Raw genomic sequence first — 23845 nt, 5'->3', positions numbered from 1 at the left:
ATTACTTCTTCTCTCTCTCAGTAAATTCTGAACTGAACACACGTCCTTTTGCAACAGTTCTCAAATATTTGCCATATGGTGATTTACCATATAGTTTTGCTGCAGCTTGTAACTCATCAAGGCTAATCCAACCATATCTGTACGCAATCTCTTCCGGTGCAGAAATCTTAATTCCTTGACGCTTTTCAACCATATATACAAACTCAGCAGCTTCTAGCAAACTATTGGTCGTGCCAGTATCAAGCCACGCAAACCCACGGCCAAGAATCCGCACATCCAAACGCTCTTTCTTCAGATAACGCGCATTTAAGGATGTAATCTCTAGTTCACCGCGAGCAGAAGGCTTAATCTTCTTTGCAGCCTTTGCGACCCCCTTCGGATAGAAATATAATCCGGTTACTGCATAATTACTTTTCGGTTGCTTTGGCTTCTCTTCGATGGAGAGCGCTTTGAAATTCTCATCGAATTCTACGACTCCAAATCGCTCCGGATCCTCTACATAGTATCCAAATACTGTTGCGAATCCGTTCTCTGCTTTCTCTGCAGCATCTCGTAAATATTTCGAGAATCCACTGCCATAGAAAATATTATCGCCGAGAATCATGGCGCACTCATCGTCGCCAATAAATTCCTCTCCAATTATGAATGCTTGTGCAAGTCCGTCTGGGGATTCCTGAACCGCATAACTGAGTTCAATACCGAAGTGCTTTCCATCCCCTAACAAATTCTGAAAACGTGGTGTATCCTCAGGTGTGGATATAATCAAAATTTCTCGGATACCTGCCAACATTAATGTGGACAGGGGATAATAAATCATCGGCTTGTCATATACCGGCAACAACTGTTTGGATGTTACCAATGTAAGTGGATAAAGCCTGGTACCGGCTCCACCTGCTAAAATAATCCCTTTCATACCAAATCCTCTCGGTTACAAACAAGTCATATAGACTGATAATCGTATATTTCATTATATCACATCGCATTTATTATTGCATCTACTGGTTCTCATACTGAATCTGCATTTCTTTCCTTAGCGGATATCTCGACAATACTTTTCCATCTATTTTCTCATCAAATAGCTTCACTGCAGTAATCTGTGAATTCTCGTAGGTCTTGTAATAATAAATGCATTTATCCATATTGCAGCATGATGAGTATATTGTGATTTCGTATTGATTATCTCCAAGATGAACACATCCTCTCTGCTGTTCTACCGAACCAAGAATATGAAAAAACTGGCTGACGCTCTCTGCCTCTGAGCTACCGGAAACAGAATTCATCCTGGTAAAAGCAACTTTAGCAAAACGCGAAGAAGATGAGAGATCTCCCGGCAAACCAATTGCCCCCATTCCACGACTATAGTCATCCAGCTTCAGGCTTCTGGCAAATGAATTCTTGGCTGGTTCTGGGGAGAGATTCATATAATTATTTAAGGAAAATAATTGCTTGTCAAATGTCGGATTGTTTGTCATAACGCCTACGGGATTCTCGTATACCTTCAAACGGATAATTGCGAGGCGTAATTGTCACCTCTTCACGATATGAAAATTCCAAATCCAGATTACGACCAAAATAATGGTCTTTTGTTGAATAAGTTATTGCTGTACACATATCCTAATGATCTCCTTGTATTTTGCTGCTCCCCAATGGATAAAAGCATCTGCGCCAAGTATTACGAGCAAAATAAAAATTGTCCACAAAAATGCATATCTGTCCGGCAGACTTATCGCCGGAGCAATTTTTATTTTAAATATTGCATAAAATATCTTCGCACAATAATAACTGACGATTCTATGTAACCCTAGCAAAACCATAGTGTGTTTACCAACATACGCTAATGCTGTTCCAGGCCAATGATTTGCTAAGAGTGAACTTCCAAATACAATTGCAATGGATCCGACGATTGCTGCAAACATAAAGATGAACAGATCATCTCCAAATCCACCTGTCATAAATTCCATAAAACCTAAATATCGAAATGATAACACAAATGTTAATACAACAGCTACTACCGTGATAATACAACGTGTTCCTATAGAAACAGATGGAATCTCAAGTATCTCTTTGCGAAAGCAAATCCCGAGTAATACAAAAAATAATCCCATTGGAATTACGTTGATAAATAAAGGTGCAAACGACCATCCAAACCGTTCCATATATTCCGGCAATCGATAAGCCCCAAATAAAAGTACCTGCATCAAAATAAGTTTTACCCAACTATTCCATTTAGAACATTTACAAACATATAAAAATCCATAAATTAAAACAATGATGTATAACGCCAAAAGAAACCATATTGGTCCCACATGGAAAGTTCTCAACCGTTCCCCAAGAAAAGCTCTTATGATTCGTTTCAATGGATATGTCTTTCTATCAAATACAGCAACAGCCGCAACCGATAATACAAAAAACAGTACATACATCAGACCAAGTCTCTTAGTCTTTTTCCACACATATCTTCCTACGCCACGTATCCCTTCATTATCAACATCCGGTCCTTTTAAAAAAATCCCTGATAAAATAAAAAATAATGGCATATGAAACGAATATATCACTTGTGTAACAGGTGAACGGTAAATAAAAAAATGCCCCATCAGAACAAGGATAATGCCTATTCCCTTTGCTACATCTATAAATTTATATCTTGAATTATAACGTTTCAAAGAAGAATCTCCATTACAATCAATAAAAGAATTTATACACATATATTTTTTCCCCAATTCGATCTACTAACTCAACCCCTTGAAGATTATACTCATCCTCTAGCCAATGAAGCAACGTGATAAAAAGCTTATCATCAGAATCTCTCTGATCTAAATTTTCAAAATTACTTTCACATATAAAATAAACATTATTTCTTTCGAAAATATGTCCATCTAAATGTTCTATCCCAAGGCTTGCCAGTTTTTTTCTATGAAGCGCAGAATTGTATGTCGCGCCCCCCATTCCCATCATATTTTTTAGGCTGTTGGTTGCCAACGGATCTAAATAATTCATGACTCCATTTCTGATATAGATATTATCCTGATGATTCTCTAAATATTCATATACTAATTGATCGGATGCTTTTTTCCGTTTCAATCGGTTTTGATACGACGTCGAAAAATCAACCAAGAGTGAAAAAGTCATAACTATTGCCACAAGGAGCATTCCTATTGTTTGTGCAATCCTACGATTTATCAAATCTTTTTGATAGTAATTCAAATAGAATACAATATTTAACACCATCGAAATAAAAATAACGATAATGAGCGCTCGAAATCGAAGTCTTCCGATTGCATATTGATAACCTACTAGGGCAATACTACCGAACAGATTACATAAGCCGACGAATATACCCATTCTTTTTTTCTGTAGCAAAATAATACCGGTGACCAAAATAGCACTAAGTCCCCACAATATAATTCCACTCCAAAATCTTGGCTGTGCAATAATGGTTCCTATTTTTTCATTGCTCTTTTCAACCCCTGTCTTTTGGCTATTTTGTGTAATAAAAGTCATCGAACTCGTGTTGACCTCATCCGGAAGGAAACACCAGTGTTCCGCCAAATAATAAATATTTTCGTCCCAGCCTACCTGCTTATATACTTCCGGGTTTTCAATGTATGTATCATGTACATAATCTGTAAATGCTACACGTGCAGTACTAAAGGCTAGATATTCTTTTCCGTTGATATGCTCTTGAACGGTGCGATTTAATTCTTTTGCCACACCGCAGCTAATCAAAACACATATCATTACACTACCCAATGATATAACTTTTTTTAATCGTTCTGCCTTTCCACATTGCGTAATTAAGAAGACAATTAATAGCATATCATACGCGAATACACATATCCCAGATTGCTGCCTATGGCAAAATAATAAAATGCTTCCTATCACAAAAAAAAGATATCCTATGATTCTCTTGACATGGGATACTGTAATTGCCGAAAAATATAATACAAATAAAAGTCCTGCCCCCACCACAACAGGTACAATCGTAAAAGCAACATTCTGCACGAAATAGAACAAAAACACCACATCTATTAAAGCTAAGATAATTGCAATTCTGCCATAAGGTACTCGATTACGATTGCCAATATGGATCAAGCCAAAATGTATCATCCATGTGCCGATAAATAGTAAGAATAAGCTATAAAAATACCACCATTGTATCGTTGGGATTAATCGATACATAAAGCTAATCGGGTACGAAATCAGCATATTAATATATTGTTGCACCGGAAAAATAGTGCCTGTGCTCTGACCGGACAAACATGATTGAATTGTTTGATCATCCAAGGTTAAAAAAGCGGGTTCTGATGTCAGGAAACAAATTACATATATTAAACTCGTCAGTCCAAATGCAATTCCCAATTCAATCCATATTGCACTAGCTGCCTTTTTCTTATCCAACTGCCTGATAAATCTAAAACTATAATGAGTTCCATATGCAATCGCATAAGCAATGGCAATTATTATCACAAAAATAATTTCTATTACAATAAGATGTCCCCATAATTTTTTCAACCACCAATAACAAATTGGGATACTAAGCATCCATGCTTCAATCGCATACTGCCCCAGCAAATTCCCAACCTTTTCCATTAACTTGACTTTCAAAATCGGGCATAGTAAGGCTATGAAAGTGATTGAAAAAGCTGTCTCGAAAATAAAATAAGGTATATCTGTCTTTGCTACAATTAATACTTCCAGCATTAGTGCAACTGCTGCTATAGGACATTTATGTCCCAAATGAAAATTCCACTGTTGTTCTGCAATAAACATTGCGCAAACAAAGATTGGCAGGTATTTCCAAAAAGTTTCTTGTCCCATTTCTATATGCAACACAATTGGACAAGCTATAGTAGCAAAAATCGTAGCAAAAGCAAATCCTTTTCGTCTGACAATATAACAGACAAACGGAGCACATAATATCATGATGAAAGCAACGCCAAAAAACCACCAGGCACTTACGAGCCATTTGATATGAAAAATAAAAGCAATTCCTAATATATTGAAAAGCATGCCTCCCATATATTCCAAAGAGGTCTCCCCCCAGGCAGAATATATCTTTGTATCCATGTGTAGTACACAGCAAACAGCAACTGTAACAATGCATACGAAGCTAGTCATTTTTAACAATTCAATATAGTTTTGAACGACCATCTTCAAATGTTGTTGTACTGTCTGTAATCGACTATGTTTCCAATAAAGCTCATAACCTAGGCAGAAAAACAATACCGTAATGCATACATGTCCCAGTTTTGCAATTCTTGCTATCTTATCATACGAGAAAAAGACACCTGACAGATTCGGAATATTTGAACCTGCTTGGTGTCTAAATAATGAATAAAAAATGATACCCAAAATCGCAATTCCCTTAATTGCATTAATCTGCTTCTTTTCCATCTTTCTCCTCATTCAAAACAGCTGCATGTGCATTCTTATCACAATCCTTTGGGGGGGTCATATAGTCACCATACATTTGTGTCAGAATGCGGTCATATTCCACCGGACCAGACAACTGATACTTTTCAAATGGGTACAACTTTCCTGCACCATACCAGTTCTTTGGGAACATCTCTTTAAATTTATATTGTCCCATAAAATTCACGACATAATTGCTTGATTCATACGGGTATTTGCGTAGCAAACTGTCAATTCTATCTAAACATTTTGAGGCATCACTTTTTTGTCCAAATCCGGTAACACTGATAAGTTTGATTGCAACTCTTTCGGACAGCGGACGATTTGGTCTCTTTAAATTTACTTTGTCAAAACAAGCACAATGGTATAAGAATCTGGCTTTCATTAAACGAATCTTATGCACACCCCGCCTAATTCTGCCCTTAGGCATACCATCCAAAGGAAAGATATCCACCCATACATTCTCATCCCTCTCTACAAGGCTTCCGGTGCGCTTTAAACTATATCGCGTATCAACGACACGCGCAAAATAATAATGATGCACATCAAAATTAGACTGATAGGTATATAATTTAAAATGTTCCGGAAGATTTGCTTCTATTTCTCGAAGAAACTGTTCATATTGTACACGCGGGATCCCGATGTCGATATCATCATCCCACGGAATAAACCCCTGGTGGCGTATAGCACCGAGCAGGGTTCCTCCAAGCATATAATATTCCATATGATTTGATTCTAAATATTTATAAATCGGAGCAAATACATCGAGAATCATCTCCTGAACCGGTGATAAATGATGATTATCCATTTTTATTCAGACCTCTGCTTTCTTGCCATTAATTCACGCACTGCTTCGTCAGGCTTTTTCCCATTATTCACAATTGCGTCAATCGCTTTTACAATTGGCATATCAATCTGGTGCTTCTGTGCAAGCTGCAATGCGGCCGGAAGTGCATTGATACCTTCTACCACCATCCCAACTTTTTTGATTGCTTCACCCGCAGAATAACCTTGCCCAATTAACTGTCCTGCACGATTGTTACGACTATGCTCACTGGTCGCAGTCACGATCAAATCTCCCATTCCGGCCAATCCGACAAATGTCGTCAAATTGCACCCCATGGAAATACCCAGTCTAGAGATTTCATTCAATCCTCTTGTAATCAATGCTGCTTTGGTATTGTCGCCCAATCCAAGTCCTGTAGCTACACCGGTTGCCAATGCAATCACATTCTTCAATGCCCCACAGATTTCTACGCCTTTTATATCATAATTCGTATATACGCGCATGCAAGTATCCTCAAACAATTCCTGCACACGTTCTGCAATTGACATATCCCGACAGGCAGCAACAATTGTTGTTGGCATATCACGCGATACTTCTTCAGCATGCGTAGGCCCGGAAAAAGCCACAATATGAATGTGCTTTTCCGGGCATACAGTTTTTAGTTCATCGAGAATCACTTCCGACATAGTATAAAGTGTTTCAGGCTCCATTCCCTTTGCCACATCCACCACTATCTGATTTTCATCTATATATGGTGCAGCCAGTGCCACTGTGCTCCGTACAAACACAGATGGCACCGCCATAATCAGGAAATCTTTTTCTCGACAAACATATTCTATTTCTTTTGTATAACAGATATTATCCGGAAGAATGACCCCCGGCAGTTTTGGATGACAATTGGTTGAAGCCAACTCATCAATTTCCGAAGTGATTGCTGACCATACTGTCACTTCATTTTTTGCATTTGCCAATACTCTGGCAAGTGCAATGCCCCATGTTCCTGCTCCGATAATACCAACTTTACTCATTTTTTTGCACCTCGTATACTATTTAATCTTATTCCCCTTATTAGTATACTTGTTTGTGCCTGTAATTAAAATAGCATTCTTCTTATTTGCACCCTTTATTGTATTCGATACTAATTTACCCTTTTCCGATTGACTTAACCAAATTCCAACATGTGTCTTAGTTGTGGTAACCGTATTCTTATTGATGGTAGCACCTTTACACAGATAAACAGTAATTCCTTCAGCTCCCGGTTTTACCACTTTGTTGGAAGTAAGTGTTACAAAATTGGTGCTTGATACAAAGATTCCTTTCTTCAAATTTCCCTTTCCGGTTCCGGTAACTGTATTGGAAAGAATCTTTGCTGAATTTGACGCTTTTGTACCGCCACAATTATATACAATAATTCCAAATGCTTCCTTACTACTTACCGCATATTTCTTAATCACATTTGATTTAACAGTTCCACTTTTACTTGAGGTATATGAAATACCACTGCCACCGGCAGAATTAATTGTATTTGATACTATTTTTGCAGCATTACTTCCGCCGTTTACATTAATTCCATCCTTCTTGGAACTAACTATATTTTTTGAAATTGTACAACTCTTTGATGCATATACTGTAATCGCAGTATTCTTTGCACCTGAAATGGTATTGCTAAGAACTTTAGTTGACCCACATGATGTTGTAACATTGATTCCTCCACCGGTTGGTGTTGTTATCTTATTCTTTGAAAGAATTCCATAAGTTGCATTTTTGTAATAGGTAATTCCTTCACCATCTGCATTAACAATCTTGTTATTCGAACATGTAACATACTTGGATCCATTCACAAAGATTCCATGTCTTCCAGTATATTTTTTGCGTCCTTCAATTGTATTTGCATCTACAATCACCGGTGTCTTTGCAGTACCACTTGATTCATAAACCAATATTCCACTTGTTGACTCTTTATATGCATAATACTTAATTGTATTCTTCAAAATCTGTCCACTCGACTGAACTGACATCCATACACCGGCGCGTCCAGGTTTTGTGATTTTATTTCCTGATATGATAGCCATTGTAGATTTGGTGTTCACATTAACACCATCTTTTTTTGGTGTATTAATAATATTATCTGTAATCCTTACCTTTTTTGAAGAATAAGCAGTCACTCCGTTTACTGTAGGAGACGTAATTGTGTTCTTTTCAACTGTTGTACCCGTACAGTCTGTAGTCACCTTTACTCCATCTCCATTTGGCGACGTAATAGAATTGCCTGAAACAAGACAATTCGGAGACTTATAGACATATACAGCAGCATCATTAGCCGTTCCCTTTGTGGTCTTAATAACATTATTAATTGCTTTTGAACCTGCACTGGATGTTTTTTCATCTAATCCCCACGAAAATTTAATTCCACATCCAATTGGACTTGTAATGGTATTGCCCTCTACAATAGCATTCTGACATCCACCAATTAATATCGCGTCTTTCTTTGTCGCACTTATTTTGTTATTTCCATTGATTTTAATACCATTCGCATAAGACGCATAAACACCATATCGACTGGTTGCTGAAATTGTATTCCCGCTAATGGTTACTCCCGCAAGCTGACGATCCTTTGCTCCAATTACGCGAATTCCATCTCCCCATGTTCCGGAAGTATCATTCACATTTTTGATTACATTGTTTACAATCCTGATATTATAATTGGATGGAAGGACAACTGCTGTTTTAGATGCAAAATAGTAATCTTTGAATTCAGAATCGTCTAACCATGTATATACAAGTACTGCTGCTTTTACATTTCCGGCAGCACCATCTTTATCATATCCGATTTTATTTCCTGAAACCGTGGTATCTTTATAGTTGAATAACTTCAAAGCCGCATCAGATAGTTTATAAAAATAATTGTTAATGATGTTAACATTTGTATGAAACACTCCTGCTACAGCAGTATGGCTACCAACTCCGCGTGAAAAACTGTTAAACTCACAATTCTTGATTGTAATCTGATCACAGGCAGTATCATCCCAAACTGTCGAATCCGATGCACTCACCTGATTGGTTGGAACCTCTTTAATACTATGTGTCACATCAAGTTGTAATGCTTCTTTATGAGCTTTTGTAGTTGTCCAGTTTTTATAACCATAAAAATGGCAGTTATCGACAGTTGCATTCTGAACACCGGCCAATACTACCAAATGGCTTCCCTCCGGTACATTGCTGAATGTTGCATTCGAGATTTCGATATTCTTGCAATGAATGAAACGAAAAGTCTCAGTACCTTCTTTCAAATTTACAACCGGTGTACTATCCCATGTACCACCGTTAATTTTAATATCATGACTACCGTTATATCTACCCATGGTTGGCTCTAAATAAGCCTCCATAAGTGCACCGTAACTTCTGCCATCCGCTCTCGTATTTTCTTTTATAAATTTTGCTCCGGTCGCATTGATTGTCGTATTCGAATAAACATACAAAGTCGCATTCAGGCTGTATGTCCCCCTGGCAAAATTGACAATCAATGTCTTACCTTCATGTTCTGTTTCAAGCGCTGCATTAATATCTCTAGCGGTTGTTCCCGCTGAAATATTTACGGTCACAGTCGTAGTATTTGCTTGTGTAACCTGTCCCGGGAAAATTGCCACGCTAAACACAAACATTACAATTGCCAACAAAATGCCTTTCCACTTTTTCATAAATCAGTCTCCTTTTCAAATAAAAAAACAGGCTCAAACCCGATGAGTCTGAGCCTATTATAACACCTTTTTTGTTAGTACGGAAGTACTATTTTTTGTTTAAATCATTTTTTATTTGCGTAGTACTAATTTCCGGTGTTCTTGGAAGGTATACTACCTCGACACCCTCATCCTTAAGAAAATCAAATTTTCCGGTCCAATCGTCGCCCATAACAAATGTATCGATGTGATATTCATGTACATCTGATTTTTTTTGTTCCCAATTATTCTCAGGAATTACCAAATCGACATAACGAATCGATTCCAGCAAAGCTTTTCTCTGCTCATAGGTGAAATAGCATTTCTTCTGTTTCTCATTCCAGTTGAATTCATCTGTAGATAATACAACCACCAGATAATCGCCCAATGCTTTTGCGCGCTTCAACAAATTGATATGTCCGTAATGTAATAAATCGAATGTACCGTAGGTAATGACTCGTTTCATAATTGTACTCCTATTTCTTTTTTTCTTGATCAAAATGGAATTCTTTTGCAACCATATGATGCAAGTCCATTTTACTCTTATCTATTATATAACAATCTCTCAATTCGTCAAACCACCGCATGCCTGTATGATCATTTGCCTGAATGATGCAGCCGTCCGAAACAACAGGTTCTCCAGCTATCGTAAAGTCTGTTGCACGCCCAATCAGCATATTGGCTTCACATCTTTCGTAATCATGATTAGAGTGGTTCACACAGCGCACTGCTTCTTGCATGAGAGGTGCTGTTTCGATATTTTCAACATTTGAGACCCCTGACGCAAAATGATAAATAAGATATTGATTCTCATCATGTCTGAATTGATTCGTAAACTCAACACCTGTCAGTTTATCATGATACAAATCCTGCATGCGATTAATGTCTTCAGTTAAAACTCTGTATTTTGCAAAAACTGCAGAAGGGATTTCAATCGTCAGCAAATTTGGAGTATCCAGATTAATCTGTTTTCCCAGCAATGCAATGCGGTATTCATTGCCCACAAACACTACCGGTTTATCTTGTTCCAGCAGTTCTTTGATTTGCGACACTAATTGTGCATCAAATTCTGTTTCAAAGAATTCCGGGACCATGGCTTGTTGAATGACAGATACATCATCGGTGATTGCATAATGACTCGCTTCCACACTTGAAAAAATCGGAAGCACACATTTACCACCACCTGCAATTGCCTTTTTAAACACAGGAGCAAGGATATCAAGCAGTTCGTCATCGCGGTATACGGCCTGTTCTTTTGCTTTTACATAATATCTTCCATTGCCTTGTGAGCGCGTTGCCACTTTGCATGTCTTAGGGCCCTTTATTGCATCATTAAGAAAAGCCTGTGCCTCTGATCTCATCACGCCCTTTTTCCGCTCAACTGCTTCATAATCTATGCACAATGTCTCTAAATCTGTTGGAATCTTCTCGCCTTGGTCAATCAAATGACTAGAGAGCCCCAAAATATCCAACAGATAAATCATACGATCCGGATTAGAGTAATGCGGTACGGTAATAAAATTGCGATGATACGTAATCGCAAAAACAGTAGCATGGAATGAATTCGTAACCACGTATTCCGCATTTGCAATTACACCGATAAATTCCTCCGGTTTGCCGGAAAGAAACTTTTTCATTTCATTGGGATATGTAGAATCCATTCGGTTTGATACAATCGGTAACCCTGTCATCTCTGCAAGTTTCACGACCACACTGTCAAGCGCTTCATCTTCAATATTTAAATGCACATTGTGCACATAAATATATTTTTTCTTTGCCTTATAGTCCTTTTTAATCTGGTCGAAATCTTTTTGCTCGAGCAGGAATGTCGGATCTGCAACCAATGCAACCGGTTTCTCTGTCAACTGTTCTACAGATTCTTTTGCATTCACTTCACGAACTGAAATATAGTCAAATCTCTTCAAGTGATAACGAAACAGTTCAAACTCATCCTCCGGAATATGTGTTGCGCCGATACTTGCCGCATATGAAATCCGTTTTACATTGTCTCCACCAAAATCCAGGAAGTATGCTGAATCAATTCTATTTGGAATACCACTGTTCCAAATCTGATCGCTTCCTGCGATTAAAATATCATAGTGCAAATGAGTATCATTTCTTAACTCTTCAATCGAATTATACTTTTTTGTCGTATGAAGGACATGATTGATAAAATGTTCAAAATTATGATATCGATGATATTTTTCCGAATCGGTAATTCTGGTTTTTACCATATTCATGCGATAGGTCATTCGACTGAGTCGACTCGTCTCATAATCTCTTGGCCGTCCTACAATACGATAAACACGATCAATTTCAGTCAAACGCAAATTCACAATTTCCGCATGGTAACCCAACTTTTCAAGATAAGTCTGCAATGACCAAGCCTGCAATACTGCTCCATAATTATGTGCATTACTAAATGTCACTATACCAATCTTCATATTTCTATCCATTTCTAGCCACCAATCACCTTTCTAAACTGTTCAGCGGCATTTTGGTTATACTTCTCATAATCAATATTCAATGGCTGAATCTCTCCCCTGTCATAACTACGCATTGCCTGATAAATGCCTTTTACCGTCGGCGGAACCAAATATCCCCCATTCTCACGCATAAATCCGGTCGGACCAACGATTTCTGTCGAAGCCACCGGCACGCCAACAGTATCTGCCTCCAAAAGAACCAGTCCAAATCCTTCATATCGTGAACTCAAAATAAAGAAATCACACTTTTTAAGAATTGGCATAGGATTATCAATCTGACGAATGATAAAAATATTATTCTTTGCCGGAGACATTGCCGCTTTCCGTAATGTCTTTCGATATAAGTTTCCATATCCACCTATAAGAAACAATTTCGCATCCGGATGTTCTTTGTAATATTTTGTAAAAGCCTGAATCAGCATGTCGTGTCCCTTTTCATAGGAGAATCGTCCAATGTTGATAAACTTTTGGCCTTCGCTTTCCAACGCCTGCAAAATTGTTTCCTGATCCGTGTTTGTTTCCGTATGTTTTTGGAACACAATTGGTTCGTCAGCTTTTTTCAGGATAGTTTCATACGCATGACAATTATATGTCAAACATAAATTGGAATCCTTTGCGCCCAGACTGCGCGTCGGTGCCTCGAGATCTTTTGATACAATTCCCACATGGTCATAATTAGCATAAGCCCACTCTAGCGTCGGACGATGCTGATTATCCTTCGTCTTTAATTCTTCTGTCATATCATTATGAACAATAATGGTTCGCTCGGCCTGCAATCTGCCAAATATATTAATGACATGTTTTTCATATCCGGTAAAATGGACCGCATAATCAACTTTCACACCATTGAAATGACGTTTGATCTCGCGACTGTACAAATCCTCTATATGTCTTAAGATTCGCTTTGAAACTCGATTCTTTGCAAAATAGAGATGCGCATACCACTTATCCTTTAAGCTGTATCTCGGTTCTGAGCTAATTGGCCAAATACTTACATTCTCCGGCAACACTTCCAATCGTTCCGGATAGCGTGCAAATGTCTTTTCGCGAAATACTGCAAAATAGTTTTTATCTTTCAAATCCAAATGTTCCATCAGACTAAGAATAGATGTGGTAATGCCATTCTTTGCCAATGTTGAAACATAAAAGAATACATTTTCTTTCCCATTTCCTGCATTCTTTTCTGCATTGCAACAATTCTCATTTAATAAAACATGGTGGCAAAGATTTCTGGTTGCCTCCGGACAATCGCAAAAACCATTTTTCTCAATAAAATCACTTTCGTCGTAGCTCTTTCCCTTTTGCATTTCTTCTGCCAATTCTTTCGGACTTGCCACAACCGGGAATGGCATATCTTCCAAAGCAACATAAGTGCCACGCTCTCCAAGATATGCATATTTGTCATATGCCCAAATAATGATTTTCTTTCTCGTATTTACAAAATCAAAGAATACACTTGAATAGTCTGTCACCAATCCATCTGCAGCATTTAAAACTCTATAGGAATCCAGGTTTTTCGGAAAAGCATGAATATGATGGAAACCTGAAAAATCAATGGCATCACCTACAAACGGATGTAATTTGGCAAGAATTGTAACATCATCCGACATGGTTGCGTCCAGTTCTCTCAGCAGATACTCCATCTCATCAACCTGTTTGGTCACATCAAGCTTATTGAGACTGCCTCTCCAGGTTGGCATGTAGACATACAATTTTTTGTTTTCATATCCGATTTCCTTACGCACGGAATCAGCTGCTTTTTGATCAAAGAAAATCGAATTGCGCGGATATCCGGACATCAATACAGTTCCCTGATACAAATTGTCCAGACAATATGCTTTAAACATAATATCTTTCATTAATCGATTTGGATAAACAAGGTAATCTGCCATCTGTAAATTACGCTGCACATTTCCCATTGCATAGGCGCGGTCCTTTACTTGCATTCCCATCAGTTTCAGCGGTGTTCCATGCCATGTATTGGTGATAATCTGTCCATCCTTTTTCATATAATCACGATTGAGTGAAGTATCCAGGAAAATATATTTAGCAGTCGCCAGCAATTTATAATACTTTCGTGTGCCACTCTCGATAATTTTTACATTTGTAATGCCATTGTTTGCCAACAGTTCTTGAAACTGTTCCATCTTTTCAAGTTTTGCAGCCAAAAAGATATGAAAGGATTGATATTCCTGATTTGTTAATTCGGACAAAATCGAAAACATGTTTCCAGCAATGTCGTCTCCATTTTTTGATTCTACCAATATATAATGATCCTTCAAGGACGCTCTTTTATAGTTGCGGTAATAGCTCCCTCTGATGCGCCATGCAGAAAGATTTCTTTTTATCTTCTTTAGTTTTTTTAATTTAGATGACTTTGCCATAATTTATCCTTTCTTCGCAAACTTCTTTTTGATTTTTGCGATCCAGTAATTTTGCGGAGTGTATTCTGCATATTTTTTTGCAATATATTTCATGCCTTTATTGGACAACTCGTTATCAAACTCTACATAATCCGGTTTGCGTTTGGTTGGAGCTTTCATATTTGAATGACGGAATGGATATCCGGTTACATCCACATAATCCATGTCCTCTTTTGCAGTATTCCATAATTCCATTCCATGTGCGTTATTTACTAAAACAAGAGAGATTCCCTTATCGTCATCCCACTTCTCTCCGATTGCATTTTCATGTCCCCAGAAATCGGCAATCGTGATATCGCCAACACGGTTTTGATTCGCATATTTACATTCATAACAAGATGGTCGTGCACTTCCAAAGCAGATTTTCGCATAGATTCTGGAAGTATACGGCTTTCCATTAATCCAAATTGTCTCGAAGTGCTTCTTCCACCCTTTTTTCTTTTTGTCACGGAATTCCACATTGGTTACTTTTCCATGGAATTCCTTTTCTCGCATTTTTAGGAATTCCTTCCACAATTTTGGTGAAGGTGTTCCGTGGCAAACTATATCAATCGTGTACAAATTCTCATATTCTTTTCCAAGGAATTGATGCAATGCCCCAACCTGACAGCCGGTTCCCGTGAAGAGTACCACTTTTCCCGCTTCTAACTGTGTTTTTATTTTGCTGAATGAATCTTTCAAATCACTCTGCACATATTTTGACTTACACAGACGATCTCGTTCCTCACTCGTCTGTGCCATACGATGAGATACTTTATAGAACCCTTCTGTCTCGTCAAAATCTGCGCCATATACAATCCCCTGCTTCTGTAGAATCACATCAGACATTGCAACAAACACTCCTCCGGATCGGCTATGGCTATAGACACTTTCTTTTTTATGTCTACCTCCATATCCATAGAATGGTTCGTATTCTTTTCTCATCGGATATCCACTCTGAAATGCACATTTCTTTAAGCACAAACCGCAATTTATACACTTGCTGTCATCAATTTGTGGATATAAAAAACCAGCCTGATCCGGTACCATGGTAATTGCTCCTTTTGGGCAAACCTGTTCACAAGTCCTGCAACCACAACAATCTTCACGACGCTTAACCAATTCCATATGAATTCTCCTATTAATCCATTAACCTTTCAAACTGCGCAACTGCTGTCTGATTATATTTTTCAAAATCTACATTCAACAATTTGATTTTGCCTTCCATATAATCATTCATCGCACGAAGCAATCCTTCTTCCGACTCTTCCGTCAAATAGCCGTTATGCGCTTTCATGAATCCGGTAGGACCGACTATCTCAGTTGAGACAACCGGAACACCTACTGAAGTAGCCTCCAATAATACCAATCCAAATCCTTCATAGTGTGAACTTAATACAAACAAATCACACTTTTTTAAAATTGGAATTGGATTATTGATTTGTCGAATGATGATAATATTATCAGCATATCGCGAGTCTTTTGCAAGTGCTCTGATTTGCTCATAAGATTTCCCATATCCCCCGATAAGTACCAACTTCGCATCTCTGTGCGTATCTGCAAATCTCTCAAAAGCCCTAATCAACATATCTTGGCCTTTTTCCGGAGAGAAACGACCGATATTGACAAATTTCACTCCCGGTTCCTGCAGTTTTTGGATTAACGCATCCTGCGAAATATTGCATTCTGTATAATCCTGAAAAACGATTTCCTGTTTCCCTTTATTGACAATTGTCTGATGGGCATGACAGTTTGGGACACAAATAATTTGCTCATCCGGTGTTCCAAAGCTCTTTGTAGATATGCGAAGATCCTCTGTCACAATCGCCACATGATCATAATTGCGATATGCTTTTTGCAGTGTCAGACGATGTTGATTTCCCTTCACATCAACTTCTTTTACCATATCATTATGTACATAAATAGTCCGCTTAGCATCCATATTTTCAAACAGATGAATGATATGAGATTCATATCCTGTGAATTGAATTGCATAATCAATTTTCCAATTTGGATATAATCGGCGTATTTCACGGCGGAACAATTGATCCACATGTTGCTCAACACACTTCCACTTCAAATTCAGTTTGTGCAACATCGCAAACCATACAAGTTCGCTAAATGTATATTCATCAGAACAAATCGGTAGACAATCCACTTCTTTTGGCAAAATATCTAATCTTTCTGCTGTCTTTGCCTTTGATGTTTCTCGATATACCGCGAAATAATTCTTCGCATTCAAGTCCAGATGTTCCATCAGGCTGAGAAGGGATGTCGTCATTCCGTTCATTGCAAGCGTAGATACATATATCAGAACATTCTCTTTCTGATTGTGCGTCGCATAATCAATTATTTCTCCATCCTTCAATGCTTCCTGTAACAGCACATGATGCAACAGCTTTTTGGTTGCATTCGCACAGTCACAATAGCCATATGATTCCATAAATGCAGACTCATCATACTGCTTCTCTGAATCCAGTTCTCGGACTAAATCTGACTCTGTCTTTACTACCGGGAATGGCAAATCCGATAGATTTTCATACAGGCCACGCTCTTTGATATATTCTTCTTCATCATAGGCCCATAATATAATTTTCTTACGCGCATTTGCGAAATCATAAAAAACGCTTGAATAATCCGTAATCAAACCATCAGATGCATTTAATAATTCATAGGTATCCCACTGGTTTGGAAATTTCTTAATCTGCTTCAGATCAGTATAGTCTAATGAATCTCCAATAAACGGATGCATTTTCGCATAGATTACAATGTGTTTCGGTAACTTTTTATCCAGCAAAAGCAATCTTTTTTGCATCTCTGCAATCTGACTTTTACTGTCAATATTTACCAGCTCGCCACGCCAAGTTGGCATATATACAAAAACTTTCTTTGCAGACTCTTCAAGTTTTTCACGATCCGCCCTTGCTTTTTCGGCGTCAAAAAAGATTTCATTACGCGGATATCCAGTCATGAGCGCTTTGCCTTTAAATGCCTTATCGAGATAATATGCATCAAACATAATCTTTCTCATCTGCTCATTTGGGTATACCAAATAATCCGCCATTAGCAAATTTCGTTGCACATTCCCAAACGGGTTTGCCTTTGTTGGAAGATATTTTCCCATCTTTTTTAATGGTGTACCGTGCCAAGTATTAATAATAATCTGACCGGGCTTTTTGATATACGACATTACAGATGAGGTGTCAAAAAAAAGATACTTTGCTTTAGACAAAATTTGATAATACTTCTTGGACCCCATGTGTACAATCTGAACATTTTTTGTACCGGTCTGTTCAATCAAAGTTTGAATCTTCTTATGCAAATGTTTCTTTGCTGTTATATAAATCTGATAATTTCCATATTCTGGCGCTTTTAATTCTTTTAAAATTGCCTTCATATTGCCAGCCAAATCAACACCTTTTTTCGATTCTATCAAAATACTTCTTTCATCGATTGGTATACGATCCAACTTCCTATAATATTGCTCTAACGTAAAATGTTTTTTTAAATCTCTCAGTTTTAATCTAACCTTCATAATCTTTGATCACCCGCATCACGAGTCGTTCCGCGGCCTTTCCGTCGTCAAGCCTATTATATTTCATCAAGAATTCACCATACTCTTTTTCATATTTTTTTGAATATTTGATTGCAGAAATCAGTTCCGATTGTGTTTTTACAATTGGTCCCGGCATCTCTTCAAGATTAATATAAAAGCCTCTGATATCTTCCTGATATCGTTCCAAATCATACATATAAAAAATCATTGGTCGCTTTAAATTTGCATAATCAAAAAGTACACTGGAATAATCCGTGATTAATAAATCCGCACACATATATAATTCGTTGATATCCGGATATAATGACACATCATATACAAACCCTTTATACTTTTCAAAATCAAAACTGTTTGCCACCAAATAATGCGCACGAAATAAAATAATATAATCTTTTCCCAGCTCCTTTTGCAATTTGTCAAAATCAATCGGTGGCTGGTAAGTATATCCGATTTTCAAATCATATTGATTATCTCGCCATGTCGGTGCATAGAGGATTACCTTTTTCTCTTTACTTTGCTCAAATTCATTTTTCAAAATGTTTTGCTTTATGCGCAACACATCAAGCTCATTAAATTGAAACAAGCTGTCATTTCTAGGATAGCCAACTTCTAAAATCTTATTTGTCATATTGCATGCACGCAGATTCCATGCAGATGCAAAAATATCTGTACAAAAAGCAGATGGGGATAACAGATATGCAAACTTTTTCGCGTCAATCCGATATCGCCTACGAATCTCAAATCTTCCATTCATTGCATTATCTGCTTTTTGAATATCATACCCTAGCCTTTTCAGCGGTGTTCCATGCCAACATTGCACATATGTCTGCATTGATTTTGGATAAATGTAATCCGGAATATTATAATTGCAAAACCAATATTCTGCTGTAGCAAACGCCTTCCACGCTTCACTCATCTGCATTATAATAGTCGAATCATCGCGTTCCGATTCCGGGATTACCGATTCATCTTCTATCAGCCAGATATATCTCCATCCGTTGAATCGACCAGAACTTTTCATATAGCGATATACAGCCTTCGGGGTACATGAAAATGACTTTCCCCCAAATACACAAAATAACACCGTCCGCTTCTCGACCGGTGTCATTTTTGCATAATGTCTATACTGCTGTCTTTTCATCCAATAAACGAGTTCTCTGGCTGTCACTCGCAAAACAATATTCTTTTTTACCAGTTTTGTTATTTTTTGAAGAAATGCCATCTCTTTTTTTCTTTCGGTTCTATGATTCGCGCCGCAAATTTGCGGTCACGCTCTTCCTGTTTTTCTTTCTTGCTCAAGCCGTTATAGTACTCGACATATTCTGCATAATGATCAGCAACCTCATCGATATCACCAAATTCTTTAAACTGACCACCCTCCAACCACAGTGCCTGATTACAGAACTTGCGAACCTGTGGCAGCGCATGAGAAATGAAAATTATTGTTTTTCCCTCTTTTTTTAATTCAGCCATCTTATCAAGACATTTCTGAGCAAATGCTTTATCTCCGACAGATAATGCCTCATCTATAATATAAATATCAGGATCTAATGCTAAATTAATTGCAAATCCCAAACGTGATTTCATACCGCTGGAATATTTTTTTACCGGTTGATAAATAAAATCTCCGATTTCCGCAAAATCAATTACTGATTCCTTAATTTCCTCAATGCGCTTCTTACTCAGCCCAAGAAGTGCGCCCTTTAAATCGATATTTTCCATACCGGTAAGCTGCGGATTTAATCCCGTATTAATTGCTATTAAAGCCTGCTCGCCATTTACAATCATCTCTCCTTCGTCAATATCACTGATTCCGGACAATACAATGGAAAGCGTCGATTTACCTGATCCGTTCGTACCAAGTACACCGACAACGGATCCTTTTTCAATTGCAAAACTGATATCTTTTAGCGCATAGAATTTAGTATGTTTGTAATTTTTCTTATCCTTCGCAAATTTTTTGTTTTTTGCTTTCAGTTTATATATTTTCGATACATTCTTGAAAACAATCGAATATTCTTTATCCATTCCTAATCCTCTTTTTCCTATTTAGAGCATATCTACAAAGCGCTTCTGGAATTTATTCATTAAAGCACTTCCAACAATTAACATCAACGCGCAAACACCCCAAAAATAAATTGCAAGGTGCGGATGTGCAGTGATTGGCTTAGAAAAAATCATACTATCACGATATCCCTGTACAATATAGTAAATCGGATTTAATTTCATAAGTTTATTCATCATTGGAAAGCTTCGAAAACGTGCGGTCCAAAGCACCGGCGACATATACAGAAGTAGTCTCATAAACGAACGAACCATTGTCTTCATATCTCTCCAGAGCATGGTAATGACAGATGAAATCATCGTAAATGACCACACAAAGATGAATGCACATACCAGATAATAAAGTGTACCAAGCCAGTAAATGTTTGGTGTAAATCCATATGCGATAATCACAACAATCGCAATAATCAGCATAAAGAAATGATTGATCAGTTCCTTGGCACAGGTCGTTGCCGGAAGAATACTAACCGGGAATTTCATGCGCGAGATAATATTGGCTTTTGAGTGAATTGCAGAACAACCACCTGTAATACATGGACTGATATACCACCATGCAGAGAATCCTACAATGACCCATGGCAAATATTCGATTCCATCCTGTTTGCCTCTGCTCATTCCAATTCCAAATACCAGCCAATAAGTCAATACCTGAATTGCAGGAGATGCAAAACTCCAGAATACACCGAATTTAGAATCACGCAAAGTTGCCAGATATTCATACTTTGCAATGCTGATAATACGATATAGATTTTGATAATTTTCTTTTAAAACAAATAATAAACTTTTAAACAAAACTCTAACCTCTACTTTGATCCTCTTTTCCCTAGCACAACACCCACAGTCTTAAACAGAATCTTCACATCCAGCCGCAGGCTCCAGCGCTGCAGATACTTCTCATCGAGGCGGATGACCTCCTCGAAGTCTGTGATATTGCTGCGACCGCTGACCTGCCACATGCCGGTCAGGCCCGGTTTCATGGACAGACGCACCTTGTGGTGCAGGCTGTACTGCTCGTATTCCGAGAGTGTAGGCGGACGTGTGCCTACCAGGCTCATGTCGCCTTTTAAGATGTTGACGAACTGTGGGAATTCGTCGATGCTTGTCTTGCGCAGGAAGTTGCCGAGGCCTTTGCCCGGTCCTTTTTCGCTTCCGATGATGCGTGGGTCATTTTCCATTTTGAACATCAGACCCTTCATCTCATTTTGCGCCATGAGTTCCGCTTTACGCGCTTCGGCATCCACATACATGGTGCGGAATTTGTATATATGAAAGACGCGTCCACCCTTGCCGACACGCTTCTGTTTGAAGAATACCGGACCCGGATCCACGATCTTGATGGCAGGTACGACGAACAGGCAGAGTATGCCTGTAAAAATTACTCCTACCAAGCCACCTATTATATCAACTAATCGTTTGACTGTCAATTTCCACTCCTGTGCCACCTGCAGTGAAGTGGTGATTGCGGTCTCTGCACCAATCTTTTCAATCAGCTGGTTTGGCATGTTTTTCGGCAGGTATCCGGTGCCGATATGAACCGTGATTCCCGTGCTCAGGAAGATGTCTGTCAGCTCGCTTAATTCCTGCTTGCTCTGATAGGCATCGATGAAGACTTCGTCGACGACGTTCTGACGGATGTATTCGAGCATGACATCGCGGCCATAGAGAATCGGGATGTTTGCATCGATGCGTCCGTCCGGCAGCTGCTCATGAAGCAGTGCCACCGCGCAGATTTTGAAGCCGCGGTACGGCTTGATGCGCAGGGATTTGACGCATTCCGCCACGCGCTCATTGTCACTGATCAAAAGCATATTGGCCTGGTTCTTTTCTTTGGTCAGATTGTAACGCACAATCTTTTTCCAGACCACACGCTCTCCATAGCAAAGGAAAATCGAGATTCCCCACGACAACAGGAAGATGGTTCGTGAGAACGCATCGATTTCGCGCGACAGATACATATAAATCAGGAGTACCATATGGATGATCGTGATATGCTTGATGACCGCCCACAGTTCAATCCATTTGGTACGCTGTATGATATTTTCATAATTCTTGGTAAAGAAATCGACTGCAATCGCAAAGAGCACCAGAAGCAGGCTGATGCGCATATACATCTGCATCAGATTCTGCGGCTTGCGGTACAGATATGCAATAATCAGTGCAATTTCCATACAGACGATGTCAAACAACTCGAAATCCCAGTGTTTGAGCCATCCGGAATTAATCTTTCGATACATCATTTCCTCCAAAAGAATACATTGCCAGCATCAGTAGCAATCCATTCCAGTAATACATCAGATTACAGTCGTCGATCAGCATCTGCATGCCAATCAGCAAAAACAATACGATTGTAAAATAATCGCGCTTTCTGGCAAGCGCATACATCAGGCGGCTGTACAATGCACATACCGCGCCTGTAAACAATATGCCATAACGAAACAGGATGTTCATCCACGCATTGTCCACCCAGTTGTAACCGGCGGTGCGTACCTGTCCCGTCGTGCTCAGTCCCTGACCGAACATCTCGATGCGGTTGCCCAGCAAGGAAACACCAAAACTTGTGAATCCGTCATGCGCCAGGCGCAGACGACCCTCGAGCAGGCTGTTGATTTTTGCAAGCAGGCCGATTTCTCCATTGTAAAAATAGGATACGGCTACCGAGAATACGAGCATCACCGGGAAAAAGATGGTTGCAATGCCAAGCCAGATCTGTTCGGCTTTGCTGCCCTCCGGTATCGGCGTCCTCATACACCACAGGGAATATCCCCATCCAAAGATGACAGTTGCCACCGAAAGTAGAAAGCACAGTCTGCCTTCTGTCGCCAGAAAGATGGCACAGGCGCCGGCGAGCAGCATAATCGCATGCCATGCGCGCAGCTTTCCTTTTGTCAGATAGACAATCATCATCTCGATATTCAGATAAAAGGTCAATGGGAACAGTGGTCCCAAAAATCCCAGATAACAGCGCACGCGGGAGGTGCTTTCGATTCCGTAGATATCATAGGTCCCGATGCGATAATTCTCAATCACACCAAACAGTGCACAGGCGATGACAAATACCAAAAGGCAGGTCTCTACAATGGCCGTGATCTTTGCCAGTGTACGGAATTCCAAATTGCGTGCCGAATAGGCAAGCGGAATAATCGTTGCAAATTCGATGGCCGCCGCAGGTGTCTGGTTTTTGATGACAAGAAGCGCAAGCGCCGCTGCAAGCAGCAGCATCACCCATGTATATTTGTGATATTGCTTTTTGCAAAGCAATACAAACTCGCGCAATCCGATCAGTCCCCAGACAATCAGATAATTGATGCTGATGAATTTGCCGAAATGCGATGCGAAAAACGACCGCACCATCACGGCATTGAACAGTGCGAGGATATAAGCAAAATAATAAATCCGGTTTGCGATTTGTCTTTGTTCCATGA

17 protein-coding genes and 1 pseudogene are annotated in these 23845 nt (G+C 38.9%); all 18 read right to left on the bottom strand.

The genetic code is table 11. The features are described from left to right. Position 1 precedes the first annotated feature (1 nt). Complete coding sequence (gene rfbA / locus CSX02_RS04130) at positions 2–913, bottom strand: glucose-1-phosphate thymidylyltransferase RfbA (RefSeq protein WP_099385748.1); 912 nt, start codon at positions 911–913, stop codon at positions 2–4. A gap of 82 nt (positions 914–995) precedes the next feature. Further along, positions 996–1502 (bottom strand): annotated as a pseudogene (locus CSX02_RS04125) (linear amide C-N hydrolase); the annotation flags it as partial. Next, positions 1450–1611, bottom strand: a complete 162-nt coding sequence (locus tag CSX02_RS14160; RefSeq protein WP_330399440.1) for a linear amide C-N hydrolase — start codon at positions 1609–1611, stop codon at positions 1450–1452. The pseudogene CSX02_RS04125 and the gene CSX02_RS14160, both read right to left, overlap by 53 nt. Then, positions 1596–2663 carry an acyltransferase family protein gene (locus tag CSX02_RS04120; protein WP_189281338.1) on the bottom strand — a complete coding sequence of 356 codons (1068 nt, stop codon included), beginning with the start codon at positions 2661–2663 and terminating at the stop codon, positions 1596–1598. The genes CSX02_RS14160 and CSX02_RS04120 overlap by 16 nt, the downstream gene beginning before the upstream one ends. 19 nt (positions 2664–2682) lie before the next feature. Beyond that, positions 2683–5394, bottom strand: coding sequence for a hypothetical protein (locus tag CSX02_RS04115; protein ID WP_099385746.1), 2712 nt, complete (start codon positions 5392–5394; stop codon positions 2683–2685). After that, positions 5375–6220 carry a LicD family protein gene (locus tag CSX02_RS04110; RefSeq protein WP_099385745.1) on the bottom strand — a complete coding sequence of 282 codons (846 nt, stop codon included), beginning with the start codon at positions 6218–6220 and terminating at the stop codon, positions 5375–5377. Before CSX02_RS04110 ends, CSX02_RS04115 begins: the two co-directional genes overlap by 20 nt. Before the next feature lie 2 nt (positions 6221–6222). After that, complete coding sequence (locus tag CSX02_RS04105; protein ID WP_099385744.1) at positions 6223–7227, bottom strand: NAD(P)H-dependent glycerol-3-phosphate dehydrogenase; 1005 nt, start codon at positions 7225–7227, stop codon at positions 6223–6225. Between the two features lie 18 nt (positions 7228–7245). Further along, positions 7246–9897: a right-handed parallel beta-helix repeat-containing protein gene (locus tag CSX02_RS04100; RefSeq protein ID WP_099385743.1), complete on the bottom strand. Its 2652-nt coding sequence runs from the start codon at positions 9895–9897 to the stop codon at positions 7246–7248. 88 nt (positions 9898–9985) lie between these two features. After that, on the bottom strand, positions 9986–10381 hold the full coding sequence (gene tagD / locus CSX02_RS04095; protein WP_099385742.1) for a glycerol-3-phosphate cytidylyltransferase: 396 nt from the start codon (positions 10379–10381) through the stop codon (positions 9986–9988). Positions 10382–10391: 10 nt separating this feature from the next. Next, positions 10392–12359, bottom strand: a complete 1968-nt coding sequence (locus tag CSX02_RS04090; RefSeq protein WP_189281336.1) for a polysaccharide pyruvyl transferase family protein — start codon at positions 12357–12359, stop codon at positions 10392–10394. Between the two features lie 14 nt (positions 12360–12373). Then, the gene (locus CSX02_RS04085; RefSeq protein ID WP_099385740.1) at positions 12374–14785 is read right to left on the bottom strand and encodes a CDP-glycerol glycerophosphotransferase family protein; all 2412 of its coding nucleotides are present in this window, start codon (positions 14783–14785) and stop codon (positions 12374–12376) included. 3 nt (positions 14786–14788) lie between these two features. After that, a complete protein-coding gene (locus CSX02_RS04080; protein WP_099385739.1) occupies positions 14789–15931 on the bottom strand; it encodes a Coenzyme F420 hydrogenase/dehydrogenase, beta subunit C-terminal domain in 1143 nt (380 codons plus the stop codon). 13 nt (positions 15932–15944) lie between these two features. Continuing rightward, positions 15945–18338, bottom strand: a complete 2394-nt coding sequence (locus CSX02_RS04075; RefSeq protein ID WP_099385738.1) for a CDP-glycerol glycerophosphotransferase family protein — start codon at positions 18336–18338, stop codon at positions 15945–15947. Further along, positions 18328–19581: a CDP-glycerol glycerophosphotransferase family protein gene (locus CSX02_RS04070; RefSeq protein ID WP_099385737.1), complete on the bottom strand. Its 1254-nt coding sequence runs from the start codon at positions 19579–19581 to the stop codon at positions 18328–18330. The genes CSX02_RS04075 and CSX02_RS04070 overlap by 11 nt, the downstream gene beginning before the upstream one ends. Further along, complete coding sequence (locus CSX02_RS04065) at positions 19560–20387, bottom strand: ABC transporter ATP-binding protein (protein WP_099385736.1); 828 nt, start codon at positions 20385–20387, stop codon at positions 19560–19562. The genes CSX02_RS04070 and CSX02_RS04065 overlap by 22 nt, the downstream gene beginning before the upstream one ends. Before the next feature lie 21 nt (positions 20388–20408). Further along, positions 20409–21215: an ABC transporter permease gene (locus CSX02_RS04060; RefSeq protein WP_099385735.1), complete on the bottom strand. Its 807-nt coding sequence runs from the start codon at positions 21213–21215 to the stop codon at positions 20409–20411. Positions 21216–21226: 11 nt separating this feature from the next. After that, positions 21227–22657, bottom strand: a complete 1431-nt coding sequence (locus CSX02_RS04055; protein WP_189281332.1) for a sugar transferase — start codon at positions 22655–22657, stop codon at positions 21227–21229. Then, entirely contained in the window at positions 22641–23843 is a 1203-nt protein-coding gene (locus tag CSX02_RS04050) for a hypothetical protein (protein ID WP_099385733.1), read from the bottom strand. Before CSX02_RS04050 ends, CSX02_RS04055 begins: the two co-directional genes overlap by 17 nt. Positions 23844–23845: the final 2 nt, after the last annotated feature.

Source organism: Agathobacter ruminis (assembly GCF_002735305.1).
GTDB lineage: Bacteria > Bacillota > Clostridia > Lachnospirales > Lachnospiraceae > Roseburia > Roseburia ruminis.
The sequence above is the reverse complement of the archived record's forward strand: the minus strand, read 5'-3'. Positions and strand labels throughout refer to the sequence as shown.